The organism is Clostridioides sp. GD02404 (assembly GCF_045898275.1).
GTDB classification, from domain to species: Bacteria; Bacillota; Clostridia; order Peptostreptococcales; family Peptostreptococcaceae; genus Clostridioides; species Clostridioides difficile_A.
On record NZ_JBJOCA010000006.1, the window covers coordinates 125,059 to 147,965 of the forward strand.

24 protein-coding genes and 1 riboswitch are annotated in these 22,907 nt (G+C 26.7%); of the genes, 16 read left to right on the forward strand and 8 right to left on the reverse strand.

What is annotated here, in order from left to right; translation table 11 throughout:
• Nucleotides 1–2: 2 nt before the first annotated feature.
• Complete coding sequence (locus tag Q3287_RS05785; RefSeq protein WP_054271012.1) at nucleotides 3–1,226, reverse strand: efflux RND transporter periplasmic adaptor subunit; 1,224 nt, start codon at nucleotides 1,224–1,226, stop codon at nucleotides 3–5.
• Between the two features lie 249 nt (nucleotides 1,227–1,475).
• Between Q3287_RS05785 and Q3287_RS05790 the strand changes: the two genes are divergently transcribed.
• Nucleotides 1,476–1,961 (forward strand): MarR family transcriptional regulator, encoded by a 486-nt coding sequence (locus Q3287_RS05790; RefSeq protein WP_196344328.1) that lies wholly within the window; start codon nucleotides 1,476–1,478, stop codon nucleotides 1,959–1,961.
• A 111-nt stretch (nucleotides 1,962–2,072) separates the two neighbouring features.
• Here the strand turns inward: Q3287_RS05790 and Q3287_RS05795 are convergent, their stop codons facing one another.
• On the reverse strand, nucleotides 2,073–4,301 hold the full coding sequence (locus Q3287_RS05795; protein ID WP_407963655.1) for a DNA topoisomerase: 2,229 nt from the start codon (nucleotides 4,299–4,301) through the stop codon (nucleotides 2,073–2,075).
• Nucleotides 4,302–4,413: 112 nt separating this feature from the next.
• On the opposite strand from Q3287_RS05795, the gene dut reads away from it, so the two are divergent.
• The gene (dut, locus tag Q3287_RS05800) at nucleotides 4,414–4,845 is read left to right on the forward strand and encodes a dUTP diphosphatase (protein ID WP_054271009.1); all 432 of its coding nucleotides are present in this window, start codon (nucleotides 4,414–4,416) and stop codon (nucleotides 4,843–4,845) included.
• A gap of 261 nt (nucleotides 4,846–5,106) precedes the next feature.
• Nucleotides 5,107–6,297 (forward strand): SH3 domain-containing protein, encoded by a 1,191-nt coding sequence (locus tag Q3287_RS05805; RefSeq protein WP_054277159.1) that lies wholly within the window; start codon nucleotides 5,107–5,109, stop codon nucleotides 6,295–6,297.
• Nucleotides 6,298–6,537: 240 nt separating this feature from the next.
• On the opposite strand, the gene Q3287_RS05810 is transcribed toward Q3287_RS05805, so the two are convergent.
• From Q3287_RS05810 to Q3287_RS05820, 3 genes are read right to left on the reverse strand one after another with little or no spacing between them, the layout of a single operon-like run.
• Nucleotides 6,538–7,110, reverse strand: coding sequence for a manganese catalase family protein (locus Q3287_RS05810; protein ID WP_054277158.1), 573 nt, complete (start codon nucleotides 7,108–7,110; stop codon nucleotides 6,538–6,540).
• A 28-nt stretch (nucleotides 7,111–7,138) separates the two neighbouring features.
• Nucleotides 7,139–7,405: a spore coat protein CotJB gene (locus Q3287_RS05815; RefSeq protein WP_003416729.1), complete on the reverse strand. Its 267-nt coding sequence runs from the start codon at nucleotides 7,403–7,405 to the stop codon at nucleotides 7,139–7,141.
• A complete protein-coding gene (locus Q3287_RS05820; RefSeq protein WP_054270993.1) occupies nucleotides 7,405–7,614 on the reverse strand; it encodes a spore coat associated protein CotJA in 210 nt (69 codons plus the stop codon). Before Q3287_RS05820 ends, Q3287_RS05815 begins: the two co-directional genes overlap by 1 nt.
• A 268-nt stretch (nucleotides 7,615–7,882) precedes the next feature.
• On the opposite strand from Q3287_RS05820, the gene Q3287_RS05825 reads away from it, so the two are divergent.
• The 8 genes from Q3287_RS05825 to Q3287_RS05860 all read left to right on the forward strand — a co-directional run bounded on the left by Q3287_RS05825 (nucleotide 7,883) and on the right by Q3287_RS05860 (nucleotide 15,232).
• Complete coding sequence (locus tag Q3287_RS05825; protein ID WP_021385277.1) at nucleotides 7,883–8,743, forward strand: ATP-binding protein; 861 nt, start codon at nucleotides 7,883–7,885, stop codon at nucleotides 8,741–8,743.
• A 47-nt stretch (nucleotides 8,744–8,790) separates the two neighbouring features.
• On the forward strand, nucleotides 8,791–9,819 hold the full coding sequence (locus Q3287_RS05830) for an exonuclease domain-containing protein (protein ID WP_407963656.1): 1,029 nt from the start codon (nucleotides 8,791–8,793) through the stop codon (nucleotides 9,817–9,819).
• 355 nt (nucleotides 9,820–10,174) lie between these two features.
• Nucleotides 10,175–10,681 carry a flavin reductase gene (locus Q3287_RS05835; protein WP_054277156.1) on the forward strand — a complete coding sequence of 169 codons (507 nt, stop codon included), beginning with the start codon at nucleotides 10,175–10,177 and terminating at the stop codon, nucleotides 10,679–10,681.
• Nucleotides 10,682–10,969: 288 nt separating this feature from the next.
• On the forward strand, nucleotides 10,970–11,644 hold the full coding sequence (locus Q3287_RS05840; protein ID WP_054277155.1) for an MORN repeat-containing protein: 675 nt from the start codon (nucleotides 10,970–10,972) through the stop codon (nucleotides 11,642–11,644).
• 157 nt (nucleotides 11,645–11,801) lie between these two features.
• Entirely contained in the window at nucleotides 11,802–12,308 is a 507-nt protein-coding gene (locus Q3287_RS05845; protein WP_074178409.1) for a PolC-type DNA polymerase III, read from the forward strand.
• Nucleotides 12,309–12,436: 128 nt separating this feature from the next.
• Nucleotides 12,437–13,453 carry a biosynthetic peptidoglycan transglycosylase gene (locus Q3287_RS05850; RefSeq protein WP_054270989.1) on the forward strand — a complete coding sequence of 339 codons (1,017 nt, stop codon included), beginning with the start codon at nucleotides 12,437–12,439 and terminating at the stop codon, nucleotides 13,451–13,453.
• Nucleotides 13,454–13,644: 191 nt separating this feature from the next.
• Nucleotides 13,645–13,739, forward strand: a riboswitch (guanidine-I (ykkC/yxkD leader).
• A gap of 62 nt (nucleotides 13,740–13,801) precedes the next feature.
• The gene (locus tag Q3287_RS05855; protein WP_407963657.1) at nucleotides 13,802–14,506 is read left to right on the forward strand and encodes a B3/4 domain-containing protein; all 705 of its coding nucleotides are present in this window, start codon (nucleotides 13,802–13,804) and stop codon (nucleotides 14,504–14,506) included.
• Between the two features lie 18 nt (nucleotides 14,507–14,524).
• A complete protein-coding gene (locus Q3287_RS05860) occupies nucleotides 14,525–15,232 on the forward strand; it encodes a radical SAM protein (protein WP_407963658.1) in 708 nt (235 codons plus the stop codon).
• 306 nt (nucleotides 15,233–15,538) lie between these two features.
• On the opposite strand, the gene Q3287_RS05865 is transcribed toward Q3287_RS05860, so the two are convergent.
• A complete protein-coding gene (locus Q3287_RS05865) occupies nucleotides 15,539–15,838 on the reverse strand; it encodes a hypothetical protein (protein ID WP_407814174.1) in 300 nt (99 codons plus the stop codon).
• 528 nt (nucleotides 15,839–16,366) lie between these two features.
• Here Q3287_RS05865 and Q3287_RS05870 point away from each other — a divergent pair.
• From Q3287_RS05870 to Q3287_RS05880, 3 genes are read left to right on the forward strand one after another with little or no spacing between them, the layout of a single operon-like run.
• Nucleotides 16,367–16,741, forward strand: coding sequence for a BlaI/MecI/CopY family transcriptional regulator (locus Q3287_RS05870; RefSeq protein ID WP_407963659.1), 375 nt, complete (start codon nucleotides 16,367–16,369; stop codon nucleotides 16,739–16,741).
• Nucleotides 16,734–17,882, forward strand: a complete 1,149-nt coding sequence (locus tag Q3287_RS05875) for a M56 family metallopeptidase (protein WP_407963660.1) — start codon at nucleotides 16,734–16,736, stop codon at nucleotides 17,880–17,882. The genes Q3287_RS05870 and Q3287_RS05875 overlap by 8 nt, the downstream gene beginning before the upstream one ends.
• A gap of 16 nt (nucleotides 17,883–17,898) precedes the next feature.
• Nucleotides 17,899–18,501 (forward strand): peptidoglycan-binding domain-containing protein, encoded by a 603-nt coding sequence (locus Q3287_RS05880; RefSeq protein WP_407963661.1) that lies wholly within the window; start codon nucleotides 17,899–17,901, stop codon nucleotides 18,499–18,501.
• Nucleotides 18,502–18,624: 123 nt separating this feature from the next.
• On the opposite strand, the gene Q3287_RS05885 is transcribed toward Q3287_RS05880, so the two are convergent.
• Complete coding sequence (locus Q3287_RS05885) at nucleotides 18,625–19,641, reverse strand: alpha-hydroxy-acid oxidizing protein (protein WP_407963662.1); 1,017 nt, start codon at nucleotides 19,639–19,641, stop codon at nucleotides 18,625–18,627.
• A gap of 332 nt (nucleotides 19,642–19,973) precedes the next feature.
• Nucleotides 19,974–20,156 carry a hypothetical protein gene (locus tag Q3287_RS05890; protein ID WP_021385205.1) on the reverse strand — a complete coding sequence of 61 codons (183 nt, stop codon included), beginning with the start codon at nucleotides 20,154–20,156 and terminating at the stop codon, nucleotides 19,974–19,976.
• Between the two features lie 317 nt (nucleotides 20,157–20,473).
• On the opposite strand from Q3287_RS05890, the gene Q3287_RS05895 reads away from it, so the two are divergent.
• Nucleotides 20,474–20,893 (forward strand): DUF3785 domain-containing protein, encoded by a 420-nt coding sequence (locus Q3287_RS05895; RefSeq protein WP_054270983.1) that lies wholly within the window; start codon nucleotides 20,474–20,476, stop codon nucleotides 20,891–20,893.
• A 130-nt stretch (nucleotides 20,894–21,023) separates the two neighbouring features.
• Nucleotides 21,024–22,865, forward strand: coding sequence for a diguanylate cyclase (locus tag Q3287_RS05900; RefSeq protein ID WP_407963663.1), 1,842 nt, complete (start codon nucleotides 21,024–21,026; stop codon nucleotides 22,863–22,865).
• Nucleotides 22,866–22,907 lie beyond the last annotated feature (42 nt).

Below are 22,907 nucleotides of genomic sequence, written 5' to 3' on the forward strand. Positions count from 1 at the left end.
TACTATTTCTCCTTTTCTACAGGAAATATCTTAGTTCCATCAGAAATAAGACTTATACCCCCAATAACCACTGTATCTTTTTCGCTTACACCACTTTTGATTTCTATTTTATCCTCTGTTACAATTCCAGTTTGAACTAATTTTTTCTTTGCTATATTATCCTTCTTTGCTATGTATACATATTTCTTTCCTTTTTCTTCGAATATTGCCTTTTTAGGTACTGTAACAGCACCATTTTCTTTTTCAACACTTAAATTTACTTGAGCAGACATTCCTGCTTTAAATTTATTGTTTGTATTATTAACAAGCACTTTAACAGGATATAAAGATGTCTGTGGGTCAACTACTGAAGGTACATAATCTACTTTTCCTAAGATTCTCTGGTCTTCAATTATAACTTCTACGTTTCCATCCTTCTTAAATTTACCTATGTCTGATTCGGCTACATTTAAGTCAACTTCTAATATGTTAGGGTTGGAAATAGTAAAAGCTGGCTGTGATTGTGTTATCATTTCTTTTGCATCAAAGTTTTTAGCCGTTATTGTACCATCTACTGGAGCTGTTAATGTTAATTTATCTAAGTTACTCATTGCCAAATTATATGATACTTGAGCTTGGTCAAGTTGTTTTTTAGCAAGAGCTTTAGCTTGAGGTATACTCTTTGAAGTTGCTGTATCGTATGATCTTTGAGCAGAATCTAGTTGTTGTTTTGATTGTTCTAAAGCAAATTCTATTTTTTTAAATTGGTCTAAACTAATTACTTCCTGCTCATAAAGAACCTTATTATTGTCATAATTCCTTTGAGATTCATCATATTGAATCTTTGCATTATCAAGAGCTGTCTTTGCTTGATTTACTTGTGATTCTAATGAACCACCAGTTGCACTTGAATAACTTGCTTTAGCCAAATCTAATGCTGCTTTACTTTGTTTTACACTATTTTCTAGATCTGGACTGCTTATACTCAATAATTCATCTCCCTTTCTTACATTTTGCCCAAGTTTTACATAAACTTCTTGAACTGTGCCAACAGTCTGTGCAGTAACAGCTGTTTCATCTTTAACCTTTGTAGTTCCTGAAAAAGCATTTGTGTTTTCAATTTCTCCCCCTACTGCTTTTTGAACAGAAACTGCTATTGGTTTCTCAGGTTCAGGTTCTTCTGTTTTTCCACATCCAACTAAAAACAGTGAACTACACATTAAGAAAACTATTAAATATCTTTTCATATCTCCTCCTATTATATATTGCACACTAGCTTGTTGTAGAATTTAAAGTGTCTTATTTTAAGTTTAGTTTTAGGCTAATAAAAAAACTTCCCTTTATTGGCAATTTATAATTCTCTAATTTGATTATAAATTTATAATTATTATGAGTCAATAACTTTTTCTTGTTTTAAATTTATTAATAGTTTATAATTTATACTATATAAATAACGAATGTTTTATTACATTATTTGTTGAAGGGATGTTACAAAGATGGATAACAATAATATACTTAAAATAGCAGACTCTTTCTTAGATTTCTTATTTGTACTTGAAAATAATATATTTAAAGAAAGTGATTTGTTAAAAAAATTTCAAAATAACTCGGATATAATGAAAGCGTATTTTGAAGAATGTCCAATGGCTCCATCGCATGCGAAGGTAATTCTTTATCTTATGACATCGAACTCATCATCAATTTCTCAAATAGCTTCTAATTTAGGAATATTAAAATCAAATATGACACCAATTATTGATAGGTTGGTAGAACATGATTTAGTGAATAAATTTCCTGACCCAAAAGATAGAAGAATTCTTAGGGTGGAATTAACGGATAAGGCATTTAAATTGTTTGATGCAGTAAAAGCTATACTTAAAGAGTCTTTAGTAAAGAAACTATCAAATCTTTCTGAAGAAGAGTTAACTTTATTGGATGAACACACACTGAAGCTATCAGAAATAGTAAAAAAATTAGGTTAGATGTAGTTGTGAAAGTCATAATTAAAAAAGAAAAATTTTGTAAAACAATAAATGTCAGTAGCATAATATTATATATTATACTACTGACATTTATTGTTTTATGAGTATTATTTAATTATCAAACTCTATTTTCCAACTAAAATAACCATTATCTGGATTCTTATTGTATTTTAATGTGGCATCAAACTTATTCCCATTTTTAGAAGTTAAAGACTTTACCTTGGTTTCACCTTTTTTCAAAATGTTTTTGACCATTGTTTTATTAACTTTCTTTTTATAAAGACTTAAGTACTTATCATTTTTCCAAATAACAAATTTACATTCTTTATGATTTTTACAAGCAAACCCTTTATCGAATTCAAGCACATCACCTTGACAAACAGGACATTTACCAAGAGATGGATTATCATCATTATTTTTACTTTCATTTTTGTCATCAGAATCTTTTGACACAGCAATTTCCTTTGTGGAATTAGCTATACCTTTTTTCTGCTTTTTTTCCTTTGTTTTAGTAAATTTTTTAGTTTTTGAATCAAAAATATATGCTTCTGTGTTTATGTTTTTTGAAGTATCGTGTTTTATAATATTGACATTTTGATATATAAAATTAATGATATTAGTAAGATATTCTTTTCTAGTGTATTTTCCTTTTTGAATATCACTCAAACTTTTTTCAAGTTTTCCAGTATAGTCTACATCAAATAAGTCTTTAACAGGGAAAATTTCAACTAAGTTTTTTCCAAGGTCTGTTATAGAGTAAGATTTTCCTTTTTTATTTACATATCCAACTTGGCTTATTTTCTTCAATACATCAGCACGTGTGGCTGATGTCCCTATAGAATATCCTGATAACACTGTTGTATCTTCTTCAGGCACGTTTTTACCACAATTTTTCATGGCTTTTAGAAGAGTGTCTTCAGTATATGGTTTAGGAGGATTAGTCTGTTTAGTTAATGGTTTTACTTCTAAGACATCTACACTATCATCTTTATTTACAAGTGGAAGTAAATCGTTTTTTTCTTCCTTATTATATACTTCAAGATATCCTTTTGATTTAAGTACTTTACCTTTTGTTAGGAAAGTACAATTATCTACTTCTGTCTTAATTTCTGTATTCTCATATTCAGCAGGAGGCATAAAGTTTGCTATAAACCTATCTTTTATAGCATCATAAACTAGTTGTTCATCTTTAGATAAGCTTTTTGGAATTATATAAGTAGGGATTATAGCACTATGTGAATCTACTTTAGAAGAATCAAAGACTCTTTTAGTCTTGGAAAATTTAATTTTATTTTCATATTCAAGACCAACCTTTAATTTGTCTAAGGTTTGAGATACCTTTGAAGTTAAGCTTTCTTCTAAAAAAATAGAATCAGTTCTAGGATAAGTTATATATCCACCCTTACCATTACCTTCATAAAGAGATTGACAGACATTTAAAACCTTGTCAGATGTAAAATTAGAATACTTAGAAGTTATATATCCTTGAAGTGATGTCAAACTAAAAAGTTTGGGTGCATATTCTTTTGACATAGTAACTTTTTTATCTAGTATTTTACCTGTTTCAGATGTAATTGAAGCTATAATTTTATTTGCATCTTCAAGTGTATCAAATTTACTTTCTTTGCCCTTAACATACTTACCTTTATACTCACCAGCTTCAGCTTTAAAATGACCTTCGATTTCGTAATAAGTTTTAGGAACAAAATTTAGTATTTCCATATCTCTATCATAGACTAATTTAACTGTTGGAAGAATTACTCTACCTATATTTAATAATTTTCCATTTCCATATTTCAATGTAGCAACAGAAGTGAAATTTATTCCAATCAACCAATCAGTGATAAGTCTTGTATATCCAGCTGCTTGAAGATTTCTCATTTCATCTTCATCTTTTAAGTTTTTTATACCTCTTGTAATGTCTTCTGGTGTCCATTCATTTACTAAGATTCTTTTTACTGGTTTTTTATTGTTTGCAAGTAAAAATATCAGAAATGCTATGAGTTCTCCTTCTCGGTCATTATCAGTAGCATTTATTATGTATTCTACATCTTTTCTATTCAAGAGCTTTTTTACAGTATTAAATTGTTTGGTTTTAGAACTATCAATCTTAAATTTAAACTTATCTTCAGGAACAAATGGAAAATTATTCATTTTCCAAGAACCAGAATATTTATCTTTATCATAATCCTTCATATCATATAATGATACTAAGTGCCCAACTGCATAAGTAATTATATAATCATTTCCTTCAAAGTAACCATCTTGTCTAGTCTTTGCACCTAGAAAGGATGCTATAGTTTTTGCAACAGATGGTTTCTCAGCAAGTACAAGTTTCATAAAAAATCCTCCTTTAAAACACTAATAATTATATTACCACAAAAAAATAAAAAACTTCAAGAGGTCGAAATTTAAGTTATAATATTTATAGAAAGTTGAAAGGAGATATAAAATGTATAATTTGAAAGTAAAAAAATTAAATGATGATGCTATAATACCTAATTTTGCTCACAAGGGTGATGCTGGTATGGATTTGTATTCTATAGAAGAGGTTGTAATACCTTCTGGGGAGACTAAACTTATTAAAACTGGTATATGTATAGAGCTTCCTGCTATGACAGAAGCACAGGTAAGACCTAGAAGTGGACTTGCTTTAAAACATTCTATTACTGTGTTAAACACACCAGGAACTATTGATGAAGGATATAGAGGAGAGCTTAAAATTATATTAATAAATCATGGGAAAAATGATTTTAAAGTTGAGAAACATATGAAAATTGCTCAAATGATAGTGAAACCTATCTATGATATCAACATAGAAGAAGTGAAAGAATTAAGTGATTCTGAAAGAGGAAAAGGTGGATTTGGTTCAACAGGTTTTTAAAAAGTTACAAAAAAGTTAAAAAATATAGCCATCTTTTAAAAAGGTAAAAGATGGCTATATTGCTGAATTACAGACTGTTAATAATTAAAATTCATTTATGGTAATTTGTGGTAAATAAATATTGCTATAGACAAATAGTTACAAATTTGTAATAATATTAATATAAAAGAAATAATTGATATTTCAATAGAGTGTCAATTATTTCTTTTATATTTAAAAATTAAATAAAGTTACTAGAAAAGAGGAGATGAGTGGAAAGTTATGAATTTTAATCAAAAGAGAATAGCAGCCAGTATAATGGCAACTGCGATAATAATGCCTACAATGGGGAATTTAGCATATGCCGATGAATCTGGAGTAGAGAGTGTAAGTATAGAAAGTAGAACAATAACAGGGAATGCAGTAAATTTTAGAAAAGGACCAAGTACAAACCATGAATCAATGGGAAAACTTTACAAAGGTGATAAAGTTGAGTATGTAGGAAAAGATGGTTCTTGGGCAAAAGTTAAATATAATGGAAACACAGGTTATGTACATGCAAATTATGTAGGAATAAATAACCTTGGGAATAGTAATGAAAGTAGTGATGCTTCAGTTAAGTCAACAAAAGTTGTTACAGCCAAAGGATTAAATTTTAGAACAGGACCAAGTACAAGTAGTTCTAAAATATCTACGTTAGGATACGGAACTGAAGTTGGATACATATCTGAGTCAAATGGGTGGTCAAAAATAAGTTCTAATGGTAGAGTGGGTTATGTTTCAAGCAAATATTTAGGAACTAGCATAAATGAATCTACGAATGGAAATTCTGGAAGTAGTTCAAATGACCTTGTAAAGGACACAAAGGTTGTAACAGCAAAATCATTAAACCTTAGAACGGGGCCAGGTACAGGTCATTCTAAAGTAGCAACATTAAGCTATGGAACTGAAGTTGGAAGTATTTCTGAAGATGGAGGATGGACAAAGGTAAATCATGACAATCAAACAGGATATGTATCAAGTCAATATCTTGCTGAAAAAGGTTCTGTTGATACTTCAACTCCATCTGATTCAACTAACACTCCAAGTCAGGGAGCTGATAGTGTAATAAGTTTTGCAAAGACACTACTTGGAAAACCATATGTATGGGGAGCAGAAGGTCCAAATAGTTTTGACTGTTCAGGATTCACACAATACGTTATGAAAAAATCAGCAGGTGTTAGCATACCAAGAGTATCTAGAGACCAAAGTAAGTATGGAACATATGTAAACAGAGGAGACCTTAGAAGTGGAGACTTAATATTCTTTGATACACAAGGGTCAAATAATGGTTCTGTAAGTCACGTTGGAATATACATGGGAAATGGAGATATGATACATGCATCTTCAGGTTCATCGAAAAAGGTAACAATATCTAATATAAATAGTAGTTACTATTCAAGTAGATATGTAAACGCAAGAAGAGTTTTATAATAATTTTTTATTATAGAACTTAATCAATAGATTTTTCTTTATTGCTTATAATAAAAAAGCAGGTACAATATTAATAGTGTTATAGATTACATTCTATATTACTATTTAATTAGTACCTGCTTTTTTCTTTACCTTCTTCAATTTATAGAAAATAAACTGGATTTATGTTATTTTGTAAATTTTAATAACAACAGTAAATTATAAATTATCAAATAATATTAGTTTATATAAATAAAAATTTTAGAACATTTTTTGGTTTTCTTCTAAGTCGTAAGCATCCATTAAAGCTTCACCAAATCTTTGATAGTGAATTATTTCTCTTTGACCTAAGAATTTTAGTACATCTATAACATCAACATCATCTGTTAGATTTATAAGTTGATAATAAGTCGCAAGTGCTTTTTGTTCAGCAGCCATATTTTCATGTAAATCAGTTACAGGATTTGACATAACGGCTATAGGTCTTACATCAAATGGAACACCATTTGAATCTGTTGGATAAATTCCATATCCATTTTGTGCATAGTTTGAACCAAGACCTGCAGCTTTTAATTCTTCTGGACTTGCATCAGAAGTCAACTGATAAACCATAGTACATATAAGCTCAACATGAGCTAATTCTTCTGTACCAATGTCTGTTAAAAGTGCACGCATATTGCCAGTAGGCATTGTATATCTTTGGCTTAAATATCTTAAAGATGCAGCAAGTTCTCCATTTGGTCCCCCAAATTGAGTTATAAGAAATTTAGCCATTCTAGGGTCGCAAGTTTTTATATTAACTGGGTGTTGTATAGTTTTCTGATATATCCACATGAATTTTCAATCCTCCAATACTTGATGTCTAATAATTAAATTCTCTGTCCCAAGGCCAAGGTTGGTCAGCCCATTGCCAAGGGCATCTACTTGGAGCATACCCAAAGTTAGTTAAAGGACCATATTTATTTTCGTAAGCATATCTAGCTTGCGCAAATTGGTTACATAATGAATTGTAAGTGTTGATAGCATTTTTATCATCGGGATGATTGTCTAAATATAAGTTCATATCAACACATGCAAAAGATGTCTCCTGAATTTTTCTCATAAGTTCAGCTCTAGATGAATCTTTCATTATCTTCTACCTCCTCTAAATTTTTTTGGCTTAGCATATAATTCTTTGTTGTACATTTCAGATTCTAATAAGTTTAGTTCTGGGAATATAGTTCCAAATTTTAATGCATCAGAAAGGCAGTACATTTCTGTGAAAATTTGATTATTAATGTATGGTCTAGCCAAAGATGGACCACAATTTTTTTTGATATCTCTAGTCTTATTTTCCAAGTTGAAAACCTCCTTGTTGTGAATAGATAGGTAAGTCTATCTAGTGTATAATATTCAGTCATTTAAAAATCGTTACTCATAATAAAATATTAAATGAGAAAAATAAAAAAGATAATAAAAGAAAGAGGTTATTTATGTTATTATAAGTTTATGTGTTATTGAAAATTATAAATTATTTGCTGAAATTAAAGTGAAAATTATAGTATTTTATAGATGAAGGTAGACTTTTTTGTAAAATATTATTAACATAAATATATGAGGTGATTAAATGAGTGAGCTATCAGGAAAAGGCTGTGAAATTATAGTTCCTTTTGAGGAAAGACTTCCAGTAAGAGATATAGAAAAAAGTATAATAAAAAAATATAGAAAAAATTTATGGTCAAAGTTTATGAAAGCAATAAGAGATTATAAATTAGTTGAAGAAGGGGATAAGATAGCTGTAGCAATTTCTGGTGGAAAAGACAGTATCCTTATGGCTAAAATGTTTCAGGAGTTAAAAAGACATGGACAAGTTAATTTCGATGTTGAGTTTATTGCTATGGACCCTGGATATCATGCAAATATAAGACAATTACTTATAGATAATTGTGAGTACCTAAATATACCAATACATTTATTTGATTCAAGAATATTTGAAATCGCAGATGAAATAGCAAAAGATTATCCATGTTATATGTGTGCAAGAATGAGAAGAGGAGCATTATATTCAAAGGCAGAAGAGTTAGGATGTAATAAGCTTGCATTAGGTCATCATTATGATGATGTAATAGAGACAACAATGCTTAATTTATTGTGTGCTGGTAATTTTAAAACAATGCTTCCTAAACTTAATTCTACTAATTTTGAAGGTATAAAAATCATAAGACCACTTTATTATATAAGAGAAGAGCATATTATAAGATTTATTCAAAATAGTGGTATATGGCCACTAAATTGTGCATGTATGGTTGCAGCTAAAAAAACAGGAAACAAGAGATATGAAATAAAAGACTTAATAAAAAGTTTAGAGCCAAATTTTAAAAATGTAGAGAAATCTATATTTAAGGCAGCAGAAAATGTAAATCTTGATTCAATACTTGGTTGGCAACAAAATGGGGAGAAACATTCTTTCTTAGAAGATTTTGAATAAAAATAATTAAAAAGAATCACTATAAACAATTGGAAAGGGTGTTTATATTGAAAAGAGTATATGTAGACTTTGAAATGAATATGCCAAATTCTAAATCAAAGAGGGCAGTATTAAATTCTGATATAATTGCAATTGGAGCAGTTATGTATGATGAAAAGACAAAAAATATTGATAAATTTAAATCTTTAATAAAGCCAGTAAGTAATGAAGAATTGTATCCTCATATACAGGAATTAACACATATATCTTCAGAAGAATTGAAGAATGCACCAAGTTATGAAGAGGTCATGAGAAAGTTTAAAAAATGGTTAGGCATATTTTCTGACATTGAAGGAATATATACTTTTGGCAATTTAGATTTGACATGTTTTAATAATACTGATATGAGAAGTTCTAAGAAGAATAATCATCCAAGATTTGTAAATAATATTAGGGATTTATTTATAGATATAAAAGAAAAATATATAAACTGTGGTATGAGATGTATGAACTATATATCATTAAAAAACTTACTTGAATTTGCTAATTTAGAATTTAGTGGAGATGCTCATGACCCATTAAATGACGCATATAATTTATTTGTTTTGGATGAAGCAATAACAAATAATATTGATATACAAAATCTTTTGATAATACGAGATATAATAAGACCACCATTTAATGACATAAATTGTGACTTAGATACTTGTTTTAATAAATTTAAGGAGTCTCTGTATAATAAAGAAGGAAATTATAATATTGTAGATTTTTCTATCGAGATAATAAAAACTGTGAGAATGTACTTATTAACAATCATAAATATAAATATACAAAATTTAGAGGTTATGAAAGATATAAGCAAGAAATTGGATACTATAGATAAACTGAAAGATATAGAAGAAGGTTATTTTTACTTATTAGAAGATGTATATTTTGATATGAAAGATTTGCTAGAAGATTTAATGCTTTATAGAGTGCATGAAGATGAGTATAAGTATGAAGTAGAAAATATAATAAAAATGTTTGATGAAGATTTATGTAATGAAAAAATATATATCAATAAAGATAATAATTTAGATGCTATTAACAAGGTATAGGAAATTATATATAATATAATAAAATTTGATGACTATGATAATTTTTTATAAGATTAAAGTTAGATAGAACTAAATTGATATAAAAATATATAAAATAATAAAAAATGTGGAAAGGATGTATACTTTCTACATTTTTTTAGTTTAAGAAATATAGTATCTGTTTTATAATTAATATATTTTAGTGATATTTTACTGTTATAAAATATAGAAACTATTTCTTGCGAAAGTAATTGATTTGTTGTATTATAATTTACATGAATATGTAAGACAATTAAAAAAAGTATTATAAGAGTAGATATATTCAAAAATTTAACTATTAGTTTATATATTAAAAGGTGAAGGGTAGGATGAAGTCATGAGCTTTAAAGAAGTGAAAATTGAGGAATTACAGTTTAATCCATTTACTAAGATTGGTAAAGAATGGTTGCTAATAACAGCTGGTGATTCAGAAAAATTTAACACAATGACTGCTAGCTGGGGTGGTGTCGGAGTATACTGGAGTAAAAACGTTGTTACAACTTACATAAGACCACAGAGATATACAAAGGAATTTGTAGATAATAATGATACATTTACAATTGCATTTTTTGATGAAACTTATAGAGAGGCTTTAAATATCTGTGGAACTATTTCTGGTAGAGATATAAATAAAGTAGAAAAAGCAGGACTTACACCATATTTTGTAGATGATACTGTAGCTTTTGAAGAAGCTAATATGATTATGGTATGTAAGAAATTGTATCATGATACTATGCCACCAGAAAATTTCGATGCTAAAGAAAATGATAAAAAGTGGTATCCAAATAAGGATTATCACACTATGTATATTTCAGAAATTATAAAAGTTCTTGTAAAAGAATAAATATATTAAAAAAAATGAACTCTATTTGATAGGGTTCATTTTTTTATTTGCTCATAGAAAATCAGTTATCTAGATAAAAAAGTTTATTTGAAATAGTTAAATATGTTTTATAAATAGTTTTATGTTAATTAGAAGCTCAATTTATTAATTTTATAGTGACCTTATTTTAACACAAATAACTTTAATATTAATTTTATTCAATATATTATTATAAAAGTATAAATATCACTTAATAAAAATATATATTGTATTAGGTATTTTAAATAAATTTTTAAAGGGTGATTTATTATGGAAAGTATAACTAGCTATTTTAGAACGATACTATGTGTATTTATATGTTTATCGTCTGCATTTATATTTATTCAACTGGCAAGAGTATTTATTAATAAGAAAAAAGTTAATCAGAAAAATAAATTGAAAAAAGGATTTAGGTATGATAGAGATTTGATTGAAACGAGAAGAGAAGATGTACATATAAAAATTAATAATATCAACAAAACTAAGAGCAACAATAGTAATAAAAAATTAAAAGAAGAAAAAGTATTCAAATATGACAATGGAGACCTGTATAAAGGTGAGTTTGTTGATGGAAAGAAAAATGGATTTGGAATATATGTTTTTTCAAGTAATGAAAGATATGAAGGATTATGGAAAGATGATAAGATGCATGGAATAGGAAAGTATACTTATAGAGATGGCTCAATATATACAGGAGAATTTAAATATGGATTAAAAAATGGTTTGGGAAAATTGACATATCCAAATAATGATATTTATAAGGGATATTTTTTAGATAATAAGAAAAATGGTAAAGGTATATTATATAAAAATGATGGAAATAAACAGGCAGGAATATGGGAAGATGATGAACAATGTAAAAATTTAGACCTTAAAGATTTAAACAATAAGGAGATAAATAATATTTATCGAAATAGATTAAATAATAATAAAGTGAAAATCTAGCGATTATAAAAAAATAATCTTTATTTATAATGGAAAAATAATATATATATGTTGTAATTTGTAAAATCTTTCTATATGGTATAAAATTAAGTATTGATTAGTCTATTACATAAATATAGAATATAAATATATCCATTTGATAATAAGGAGAAGAGATATGAATGAATATGTAGTTGTGGATTTAGAAACTACAGGCTTAGATCCATATAAAGGTTGTGAAATAATAGAAATAGGAATAACAGAAATAAAAAATGACGAAATTGTAAAAAACTACTCAAGATTGATAAAACCTAAAGGTATAATTTCTTCATTTATAACAGAATTGACACATATAAGTAATGAAATGGTAGAAAATGAAGAGCCTCTAGAATTGGTTTTACCTAGATTTAGAAAATACATAGGAAATAGAACTATAATTGCACACAATGCGAAGTTTGATTTAAAGTTTTTAAATTACTATCTTAGAATATTAGATTTAGAACCAATAAACAATTATATATGTACACTAGAATTATTAAAAAAATGTAAAAGTTATAAAGGAAAAAATAAGAAGCTTGAAACAGCTTGTGCTTATTACAATATAGAGAATATAAATGCTCATAGAGCTGACAGTGACACTTTAGCAACTGCAAAACTATTTTTGAAAATAAAAGATGAATATTAATCTTAAATATAGAGAAAATTAGTGAAAATATCCTTTATAAAATTGACCCTTAAACTTACAATTTTGTTCTTTGATTTATTTTGTAGAACAATGTATAATGTACCTTAGTATAAAGAAGGGAGACTAAAATGGGTTATTACGATGATGATGATAATAATAAAATAAGACGTAAAAAAGTAAATAATAGTAAAGATAGTAATAAAAAATCTAAACATTCTTATACTTCAACAAATAAAAAAAATAAAACTTCTAAGACAAGCTCTAGTAAAAGAATGAGTGAAAAAGTAGATTCACAGAATCTTATAAAAAGAGAAAGAGATAGTTTTACAAGAGATAATGTAAGACCTTTAAATACAGATTACAATCAAAGAGAAAGAAGAAGAGTTGATTATAAGCAAAGAGAGAAAAAGCTAAAAAGTAAAAAAAGAAAAAAACAAAAAAGGATTAAGATAGCTAGAGCATTGTTATCTATTATGCTAGTTGCTCTGATTATACTTTCAGTAGCAGGTGCAATATTTACAGTTTCGGCTATAAAAGGGTCACCTGAAGTCACTAAAAAATTAATTAGGTCTAAATATATAAGTAGTGAAGTTGTAAGCATAAAGCAAATGCCAAATGACTTAAAGCATGCTATAGTTTCTATAGAAGATGAGAGATTTTACAAGCATAAAGGAGTAGATGTTATTTCTTTAACTAGGTCAGTACTCAATAATGTATTTACAGATACAACACAAGGTGGAAGTACTATAGATATGCAAGTTTCAAAAAATCTGCTTACTAGTGATGATAAAACTATGAAACGAAAAATAAGGGATATGTACAATGCTAAGCAGATGAATAAGATTATGAGTAAGGATGAAATTCTTGAAGCTTATTTAAATAATATGTATTTAGGTAAAAATGCATATGGAGCTGCAAAGGGAGCTGAAGTGTATTTTGGTAAAAAAGTTAGTGAGTTAAATTTATCTGAATGTGCTATGTTGGCTGGTATGACAAATAATCCTGCAAGGTATATTGACCATGGAGAGGCTAAAAAGAGACAATTAATTGTATTGTATAAGATGCATGAGCTTGGTTATATAACTGATAAGGAATATAGAATAGCTAAAGCTGATGACACTCCTTTTAAGTCGGAAATTGATTAAGAAAATATAAAATCTAGTGCTTTTAGTGTTTTCAGTCTAGTGATATATAATAAAAAACTGTTTTGCCACCATATTGCCACCAAAGTTGTAATTTGGTGGCAATTGTTTTATTGTATAAAATGTAGAATGTAGTATTGTTTTAAATATTATATTATGCTAAAATTTACTTGTATTTTATAAAACAAAAAAATATTTTAGTTTTCTAGGGTTCCGCATTTTATAATGGTCAGGTCCAAGAGAAAACGCACGATTATTGTGTACACGGAAGGATAAAAGCCTGGGAGATATTTAATAATATTTCTCTAGGCTTTTTTGTTTTATATATTTTAAATTTTAGGAGGTATTCTAGTGAAGAGATTTATTATTGAGGATGAGTTCTGGAATCTATTTCCCAGTGCTAAGATTGGAGTTGTTATTTGTAATAATATAGACAACTATATAAGAAATAAAGAATATAAAAAAATGATTTTGCAGGGAGAAGAAGAGGCATTAAAATACTTAAAAGATTCAGAGTTTAGTAATAATCAAGTAATTAAAGTATGGAGAGACGCATTTAAAAAATTTAAAACGAAAAAAGGAGCAAGGTCATCTATTGAGGCACTATTAAAAAGAGTATATAATGGAAATAACATAGGAACTATCAACCCTTTAGTGGATATTTATAATTCTATCTCACTAAAATATGCGCTACCTTGTGGAGGAGAAGATATAGACAAATTTATAGGGGATATTAGGTTAACTAAAGCAGTTGGAAATGAGGAATTTATTCCATTGGGAGCAGATGAAAATACACCTCCATATGAAGGTGAAGTAGTCTATAAAGATGATGAAGGAGCAATTTGTAGGTGTTGGAATTGGCGTGAAGCAATAAGAACAATGCTTACTGAAAGTACAAACAATGCCTTTTTATGTATTGAATTGGTGGATGAAAGTAGATTTGAAGAGTTTGAAAATGCTTTAAGTGACTTAGCTAAAACGGTTCAAGAAAATTTAGGTGGTACATGTAAAATTTCAATTTTAGATACTAATAATAAAGAAGTATTAATAAATTAATTTGGAGATGATATAGTGATGAGTAGTTTTAGCTATAAAGACATCTATATTGAGGATGGTAGAAAAATAGTAGAAGTCAATATACTTCCTGAAAAGTACTGTAATTTTGATTGTATATTTTGTCCTATTGGAAGGTCATATAATAAAGTAGATACACCACAATCTTTTGAAAATATGAATGACTCATTGAAAGAATTAGAAAGTATGATAGAAAAGAATGGAGTAGAATTGGTTTTTATTAATTCAAAAGGAGAGGCTCTATTGAATGATAAAATTTACGATATTATTGAATTAATAAAGAGAAAAAAAGTGTCTGTACGATTACTTTCTAATGGGTATTTATTTGGTAAAGCTGAATATATAAAAATAGCTAATACGTGTGATGAAGTTGTTGGAGAGATAAAAACAATATCAGAAGAAGATTTTCAGAAAATTCAAAGACCAATTGTAGGATATATTCTAGATGAATATATTTCAAATATGATTTTATTTAATAGACAGTATAGAGGAACATTTATCTTAGATATAACAGTTATCAAGGGATATAATGATGATGATAAGTCTATTGATAAGATAAAGAGTATTATTCAGGAATTATCTCCAGATAAAGTAATTGTTGAAAGAATGAATGATGAAAAGTTTAAGAAAAAGCTTGGCATATCTGATGAAAGATTTGAAGAAATTTCAAAGGAATTGTGTAATATTAAAAGTGTTAAAAAGCAATAGATAAATTAAGTATTAATATGGATAATTATGAAGCTAGGGGACATTTATGTTTATATTATGAGATAGCAAAGAAAAGTTATAAATTTAAAACACTTTATAAATAATTAGATTTTATAGATAGAAAATAAAAATTTATAATATAATAAAAGCCCTTAAAATAATAAATCAAAGTATTTTAAGGGTTTTTTACTATATCTTTTTAAATTTTACATCTTTAAAAAGATATAACTCTAAATAAATTTACTCAATGAGGTATGTAATTAATTTAAGTAGATATGTTTGAAAATCTAAATCATATATTATATTCTATAACTTTATCATTAAATCATAATCTAGACTTTTGTTAGAGAAACTTTCAATTAACCTTGACTTACACTTAGCATTTTTTAGAATATAATTATTTAGCCAATAAACAATTGCATTTCCTCTATAATTTAATCCAATTCTAAGTCCATTTTCATATTCCCAGAAAGGATGTTCTTCTTCTGTATTATCAATCCAATTATAGAATTTACGTCTAATTTCGTATTTTTTCAAATTAATGTCATTAGGTACTTTTATGTAATCAGGATTGTAATCTCCACCAAAACTCACTTTTATAATCACTATTAACCTCCAGTTTTGTTTATTTAAAATTATATCATATTTTACAAAAGCTAAATTTTTTAATAGTATTATACTTTCAATTATTAAGGTTCATAAATAAATTGATATTGAAAAATAGTAATTATTATAAGAATTTCAAAATCTAGATATATTTTTTATTGGAAAATAATCAATATAAAACAAATATACATGTGTAATAAAGGGACAGTAAAGAAATTATTAAAATTTATTTGCTGATTAGTATAGTCTATTTTAAAAAAAAGTATTATAATATCCTTTGTGTGTAAATATAGACATTCTTATGAAAAAAATTTAGTATAAAAAAATTACTATACATTATTGTAATTAAACATATAAAAAGTAAAATATTTAGAAAAGTATATTTCTAAATCTAACTTTTAATATGGTATAAAAATTAGAAAATTAACAAAAAATACAAAAATTCACATTTTTTTCATAAATTGTTTGACTAAAAAATTCACGTGTTGTAGAATTATGTTAGCGGGAGTTTTGGGGGAGGTGTAAATAATGATAAAAAAAATACCACAAGCAGAACTAAAAGTAATGAAATTTATTTGGAGAGTAGATGCTACAGTGACATCAAAAGATGTTATTGAAGCAATGGAGGAACAATATGGCTGGAAACAAACAACAACACTGACACTTTTATCAAGGCTAGTAAAAAGAGGATTCCTAGATGCTCAAAAAATAGACAGATATACACATTACACAATAGTGGTAAAACATAAAGAATATTTAAGCTTTGAGACAAAGGATTTCCTAAGCAATATACATGATGATTCTTTTACAAGTTTAATTTCAGCATTACATGAGGATGAAAATTTAGGCAAAGATAAGCTGGATTTTTTAGAAAGTTATTTTGATAATTTAAAGGATGAATAATTATATGTTGTATATCTTTGACAATCTTATACAGACAACTATTATATGTAGTCTTGGTATTTGTCTATTATTATTTTTGAAAAGATATGTGTTTAAGAAGTTTAGTAAGAGATTCAATTATTATATTTGGTTGATAATAGTTTTTAGAATGCTACTTTTTCTATTTAATTATACAGTAACATATGAAGTAAAAGAACCCAAAGGAAATACAGTAGGAAATAATATTACACAAATTGATATTCCTAAAGATAATAATTTCATGTTGTGTGTAGCTTATTTGTGGATATTTGTAACTATAGTCATTGCAGTTTATACATTTATAAAATATACAAGATTTAAAAATCTTATTGTTGATGTATCCTATGATATTGAAGATTCTGATATAAACTGTATCTATAAAGGTTTGTTGAAAGAATTAAATATAAAAAAGAAAATTGAGTTAAGAGGTTCTGATGAATTGATAAGTCCAGCAGGTATGGGATTATTCAAATCGTACATATTTCTACCAGATTATCCTTATAGTAAGAATGAGTTGATTTGGATTTTAAAACATGAATTAATGCATTTTAAGAACAAGGATATTTTGATAAAGTTTTTAGTGTTGTCTGTTAAAATAATATATTGGTTTAATCCACTTGTTTATATAATGAGCAACAGAGTAAATCTTGATTGTGAATTATGTTGTGATGAAAGTGTTTTATCTGATTGTTCTATAAAAGATAAGAAAGAATATGCATTAGCTCTTATAAAATCAATTAAGCTTAGTAAAAATTATAATAGCAGGATTTTGACAACAGAATTTGACAAGACAAATTTAGAAAAGAGACTTGATAGTATTGTTAAAAAGAAAGGTAGAAGTGGAATATTAATTGCTATTTTAGTATTTACGATTTCTATGACATCTTTTATTGAAATAAATGCTCAAGTTAAAATTGATGAGAGTAATGATGGAATGAATAAAAATAGTAATGAATTTTTATTGAATAAGACAACTGATATATTTCGAGAGATTTATTATAAGGATGCACCAAGTAAAATTAGAAACTTTTATGAAGATGAATGTAAATTACAAGGTAAGATACCTAGAGACTATGACATAATAGCAATAAATATAGATGATTACAATAAATTAATAAAATAATTATAAGGAGGATTTTATGTTAAAAAAATCAAGAAAAACATTAACTATTATGTGTTGTTTAATGCTTACTTTTACAAGTGTAGCATTTGCTGACACAAGTAAAGAAGAAGGAGGAAGTAACAAAGCTATTTCAGAGAAAAAAATATATTCTTTTAATATTTCTGGTTATGTATATACATATGAAAATGCACCACAAGAAATAAGAGATGAACATAAACAAAATTGTGAAGATATAAATATAGAACCTAAGCCAGATGATGAAATATTTGTTCCAGAATCAGCTAATCTAATGAATGATGATAATAGTAAAGGTGTTTATATAAATTATACAGTTTCTTATAATATAGATGCTAAAACTATAACAATTATTGGTAATGAATATCTGACTATAAGCACAACAAAAGTTATACGTAAGGGTGATACTGGAAAAGAAGTTAAAGCTGCACAAATTATGTTATATAAACTTGGTTATGGTACAAGTACAGATGGTATTTTTGGAAGCAATACATATAATGCAGTTGTAAGCTTCCAAAAAAAATACGGTTTATCTGCAGATGGAATAATTGGCTCAGCTACTTGGGATAAATTGGGTAGACTAACTGATCCTACTCTTTCATAGGATTAAAATCTAAAAATATACTAAATAGTGTCTCAATATAATTTTTCAATTTAAATGAGACACTATTTTTAAATATAAAATGATATACTATTTAAATATAAATGTTATAAAATGAGTTTAAAATCACTTCCATATAACCCTACCATCAATATCCTTAATCTCTTGACAACCAGTCAAAATCATAGTCTCACATAACTCATTCCTAACCTTATCTATAAAAAACTCAACACCATCAAGACCACCACCAAAAGAAGCAGTAACAAAAGGTCTTCCCATCAAAACAGCATCAGCACCCAATCCAAGCATCTTAACTACATCAACACCAGTCCTAACACCACCATCAGCAAGTATTGTTATCTTTCCTTTTACAGCCTTAGCTATATCTGGAAGTACCTCACAAGTACCAGGAGTATAATCAAGTACTCTTCCTCCATGATTTGAAACAATAATAGCACTAGCACCAGACTCTACAGCCATCAAAGCATCATCCACAGTCATAATTCCTTTTATAATAAAAGGTAATCTAGTAGATTCAACCAATTCTCTAATCTCACTAATCGTCTTAGGAGAAAAAGGATTCTCTTGAAGTTGATTATTAATCAATCCACAAGCATCAAGGTCTACACCAACCGCAAAAGCACCTGCTTCTTCAGATAATCTAATTTTTTCTATTATCTTTGAATTTTTCCAAGGCTTTATAAATACAATTCCATTTCCATCATTATCTTTTAATACATCTAAATTATTCAATAAAAAAGTATCCACATTGGTATCACCAACCATAGCATAAATTCCAGAGTTGGAACAGCCTCTAACGACAGGTTCTATGTATTCTTTTTCAGAAACTTTACCACCCATATTTAATATAGTACCTGATACAGGTGCAGCAAATATAGGAGAACTCATTTTTCTACCAAATAATTCTATAGAAGTATCTGGGTTTGAAACATTATGTATTACTCTCATATTTATCTTTATTTTTTCTAGACTCTTTCTATTTTCAATAAAAGATGAACCACTTCCTTTGCCTCCCATGCCAGGAACATTTCCAGCACAAGCTAATCCATTACAAATTTTACAGACTTTACATGTTCCATTAAAGTTCTCCCTAGCTGATTTTAACAATTCATTATAATTCATATAAAAACTCTCCTTTTCATAATATTAAAATTGAGTAGTACTATATTGAAAATATCTTAATTGTAAGTGTAGAAATGATATTATGATGAGTTAAATATAATACATATTAGATATTTTTTATTGTTGTAGATACTTAAAGTATAGCATATGAGCTAAGTTAATTATAGAAAAATAAATAGTGCTTATTCAAGTATACATTTTGAGAAACTTTAAAAGGACTATAGATAGATTTTTTTGAAAATCTATCTATAGTCCTTAAATTTATGTCAATCCTTTTTTTATTAATGAATATATAATATAGAATACAATATACAAAAAAGTTTCTCAAAATGCTACGCTAATCCCCATTTACAGAGCAACATCATTATACTGTGTAAATTTGAATCAACAATATTTTCTCCATATCTAACCATAAAATCATCTAACTGTGTGTCAATAAATGAATAATATCCACTTATGCTATCAATGTAGGCAGTCATTAAGTGTATACATTCATCACTTTTATCTTTATACATATATATCTCCCCCTATATACAATATATAAATTTAGATACTAAATCGTATCATATAAAATATTTGAGCGTGTCACATCTATGCAGTTCTATATTTATATCCTTATATTAATAGCTAAAGTAAGTTTTGACAATAGGTTTTGAAAAACTGGATATTTAAAGCGTAAACTTGGATTTTGAGACAATTGATTAATGTAAATGTATGACGATATATGTATACAAGATTTAATTAATTGGAGATATTATAAACAATTACTTTTATTAAGGTTATTTAAGTGGTAGAATAACTTGGAGATTAATAATTATAAGGAGGATATAATATGAGTTTATACAAGTTTATATATGATGATAAGGAATATTTGTTAAAAGAAGAGAATTGTAGTGCTTTAATAAATGATGAAGAAAATCCAATTCAAGGAATAACTGTTTCAAAAATAATTGATATACTTAATGAAACAGAAGAGGTTGATTTTGACATAGAATATTATCAAGAAGCATGTCCATTATGTTTGGAAGGAGTGAAAGAAAAGAAAAAGTTCTTTCCTTTCTTAGAATATCATTTTTATATTTTCAGTAAAGATGGAAAATATGTAATAAGTAACATATCTAGTGACTATAAGGGGTTATCTTTTAATAAATTATCAAGAGCAAATAAAGTTGATAATAGTTATATTGTGAGCGTGATAATTTGCGAAAATTGTCAGGATTATATAGTTCAGGTAGAAAATTGTATGGTTTAATGTAAAGTATGTCTTAATTTAGGAGAAATTTCTAAATTGAGACACTGACTTTTTTATCAAATAGTATGGAAAATTACTAATTTTATGAGATAATGTAAGTCGGAGGTGAGTTACAATATATATTAAATGTTTGGAAGAGATAGATGATACAATTTTAGATTTAATGTTTAGGTTAACCTTGAATGAAAGATTATTGAATAATAATGATTTTATTGAAAATAACATTGATGTAGTAAAGAATTCAATCGATTGCTATAAAACTGAACAAAATAGTTTGATGTTATTAAAATCAAATTTTTTGCTGGCTTTATTATATGGTGTTCAAGGGATTAGTGAAAAAATGAAAGAGTATATTTTGATTTCCTATAAATATATTGATAAATACTTACCTAAAGATTATAAATTTCTAGCGAGGTTTTATTCACAAATAGCTATTTTAAGTTTAAAAAATGAAAATATAAATAAGGCAAATTTACATATAGATAAATTTAATGTTATTTGTAACGATAATAATTGTTCGGTTGAAGAAATTATTTTCAAATCACAACTGATTTACATTAAGGCAAGTAAATGCATAGAATCTTCTATAATAATTAAAGAAATAGAAGATTTATATATAAAGGTAAAAGAAATTAACGATTTTAATTGTAAAAAAATATATTTTTTTATTGTTGGTAAAATATATTTTTTGTTTTTAGATGATGCTATAGTAGCTAAAGTAAATTTTTTACAGGCAAGAAAATATGCAGATTTATTAAAGGATATGGACGTGTCTTCATTATGTAATATAAAAATAGGTGAATGTGAGTGTTCATTTGAAAATTATGAAGGCTCGATAGACTGTTTTAATGAAGTAATAAGTAATAAAAAATATATAAATGTAGATACAATACAAAAATATAGAGCGTCAAATAATATAACTAAGATATTAATAAAAACTAAAAACTATCCTGAAGCGATAAATAATTTAGCAAAATCTGAAGTGTACTTAGAAAAAATTAAAAATAATAATTTAAAAGAAACTGAGAAGTTTGGATTATTTATAAATTTAGCTATGTATTATGCAAAAAGTAATGAAAATTCATTTGAACAGTCAATCTGTTATTTAGATAGAGCTAAAGATATCTTAAGTATTATAAAAAGTGAAGAAGAATATATACTGTATTATTTGGAAGTAGTTTATCATCAAGTAAAGATATATTATTGTTTTGGAGATTATAATAGTGCATTAGATACAAGTAAAAAACTACTTGAGAAATCTAAAAATGCTAAAAATTATAATTATGTAAGACTAGCATATAAGAATATATATATGTGTTTTGAAATGATTCAAGATTATGAAATGAGTATGAAATACTTTAAAATGTATTATGAGTTAAAAATGATGTATGTAAAAGCTAGAAATAGAAATTATATAGATTCTTTAAATTATAGGTACGAATATGTTGAAAAAGAAATAAATAACATGAGAAAAGTAAAGACTGATTTAGATAAGAAAAAATATATTGACCATTTGACGAGTGCGTATAATAGAGTTTTTCTAAATAATTTTTTAGAAGGACAAGAAGTCAGCGAATACAGTACGGCATTCATGATAGATGTAGACTACTTTAAAAACTATAATGATACCTATGGACATTATAATGGAGATATTGCTCTTAAAAACATAACAACAATAATAAAAAAATATCTAAAAAAAGACATGCTTATAATAAGGTATGGTGGAGAAGAATTTTTAATACTATCTATATGTAAAGATTATAAAAAAAGTAAAATCTTTGGAAGAAAGTTATGTAGAAGTGTAAAAAAGATTTTAAACAATAATTTGACAATTAGTATTGGTATTGATACATGTAAAAATAGTAGTATAGATATAAGTGAGATAATAGGAAATGCGGATAAAGCCTTGTATAAGGCCAAACAAAGTGGCAGAAATCGATGTTTGCATTATCATGATTTTAAAAATTTTTAACTATTTAAATAGGATTGGTGATTCATTTGAAAGGGTGTTTAA

Coding starts and splice junctions, on each gene's coding strand:
- Q3287_RS05895 (WP_054270983.1), top strand. CDS start 20,474: ATGAGTTTATACAAGTTTATATATGATGATAAGGAATATTTGTTAAAA.
- Q3287_RS05840 (WP_054277155.1), top strand. CDS start 10,970: ATGGAAAGTATAACTAGCTATTTTAGAACGATACTATGTGTATTTATA.
- Q3287_RS05825 (WP_021385277.1), top strand. CDS start 7,883: ATGAGTGAGCTATCAGGAAAAGGCTGTGAAATTATAGTTCCTTTTGAG.
- Q3287_RS05785 (WP_054271012.1), bottom strand. CDS start 1,226: ATGAAAAGATATTTAATAGTTTTCTTAATGTGTAGTTCACTGTTTTTA.
- dut (WP_054271009.1), top strand. CDS start 4,414: ATGTATAATTTGAAAGTAAAAAAATTAAATGATGATGCTATAATACCT.
- Q3287_RS05815 (WP_003416729.1), bottom strand. CDS start 7,405: ATGAAAGATTCATCTAGAGCTGAACTTATGAGAAAAATTCAGGAGACA.
- Q3287_RS05870 (WP_407963659.1), top strand. CDS start 16,367: ATGATAAAAAAAATACCACAAGCAGAACTAAAAGTAATGAAATTTATT.
- Q3287_RS05835 (WP_054277156.1), top strand. CDS start 10,175: ATGAGCTTTAAAGAAGTGAAAATTGAGGAATTACAGTTTAATCCATTT.
- Q3287_RS05845 (WP_074178409.1), top strand. CDS start 11,802: ATGAATGAATATGTAGTTGTGGATTTAGAAACTACAGGCTTAGATCCA.
- Q3287_RS05860 (WP_407963658.1), top strand. CDS start 14,525: ATGAGTAGTTTTAGCTATAAAGACATCTATATTGAGGATGGTAGAAAA.
- Q3287_RS05810 (WP_054277158.1), bottom strand. CDS start 7,110: ATGTGGATATATCAGAAAACTATACAACACCCAGTTAATATAAAAACT.
- Q3287_RS05880 (WP_407963661.1), top strand. CDS start 17,899: ATGTTAAAAAAATCAAGAAAAACATTAACTATTATGTGTTGTTTAATG.
- Q3287_RS05795 (WP_407963655.1), bottom strand. CDS start 4,301: ATGAAACTTGTACTTGCTGAGAAACCATCTGTTGCAAAAACTATAGCA.
- Q3287_RS05805 (WP_054277159.1), top strand. CDS start 5,107: ATGAATTTTAATCAAAAGAGAATAGCAGCCAGTATAATGGCAACTGCG.
- Q3287_RS05790 (WP_196344328.1), top strand. CDS start 1,476: ATGGATAACAATAATATACTTAAAATAGCAGACTCTTTCTTAGATTTC.
- Q3287_RS05885 (WP_407963662.1), bottom strand. CDS start 19,641: ATGAATTATAATGAATTGTTAAAATCAGCTAGGGAGAACTTTAATGGA.
- Q3287_RS05890 (WP_021385205.1), bottom strand. CDS start 20,156: ATGTATAAAGATAAAAGTGATGAATGTATACACTTAATGACTGCCTAC.
- Q3287_RS05850 (WP_054270989.1), top strand. CDS start 12,437: ATGGGTTATTACGATGATGATGATAATAATAAAATAAGACGTAAAAAA.
- Q3287_RS05875 (WP_407963660.1), top strand. CDS start 16,734: ATGAATAATTATATGTTGTATATCTTTGACAATCTTATACAGACAACT.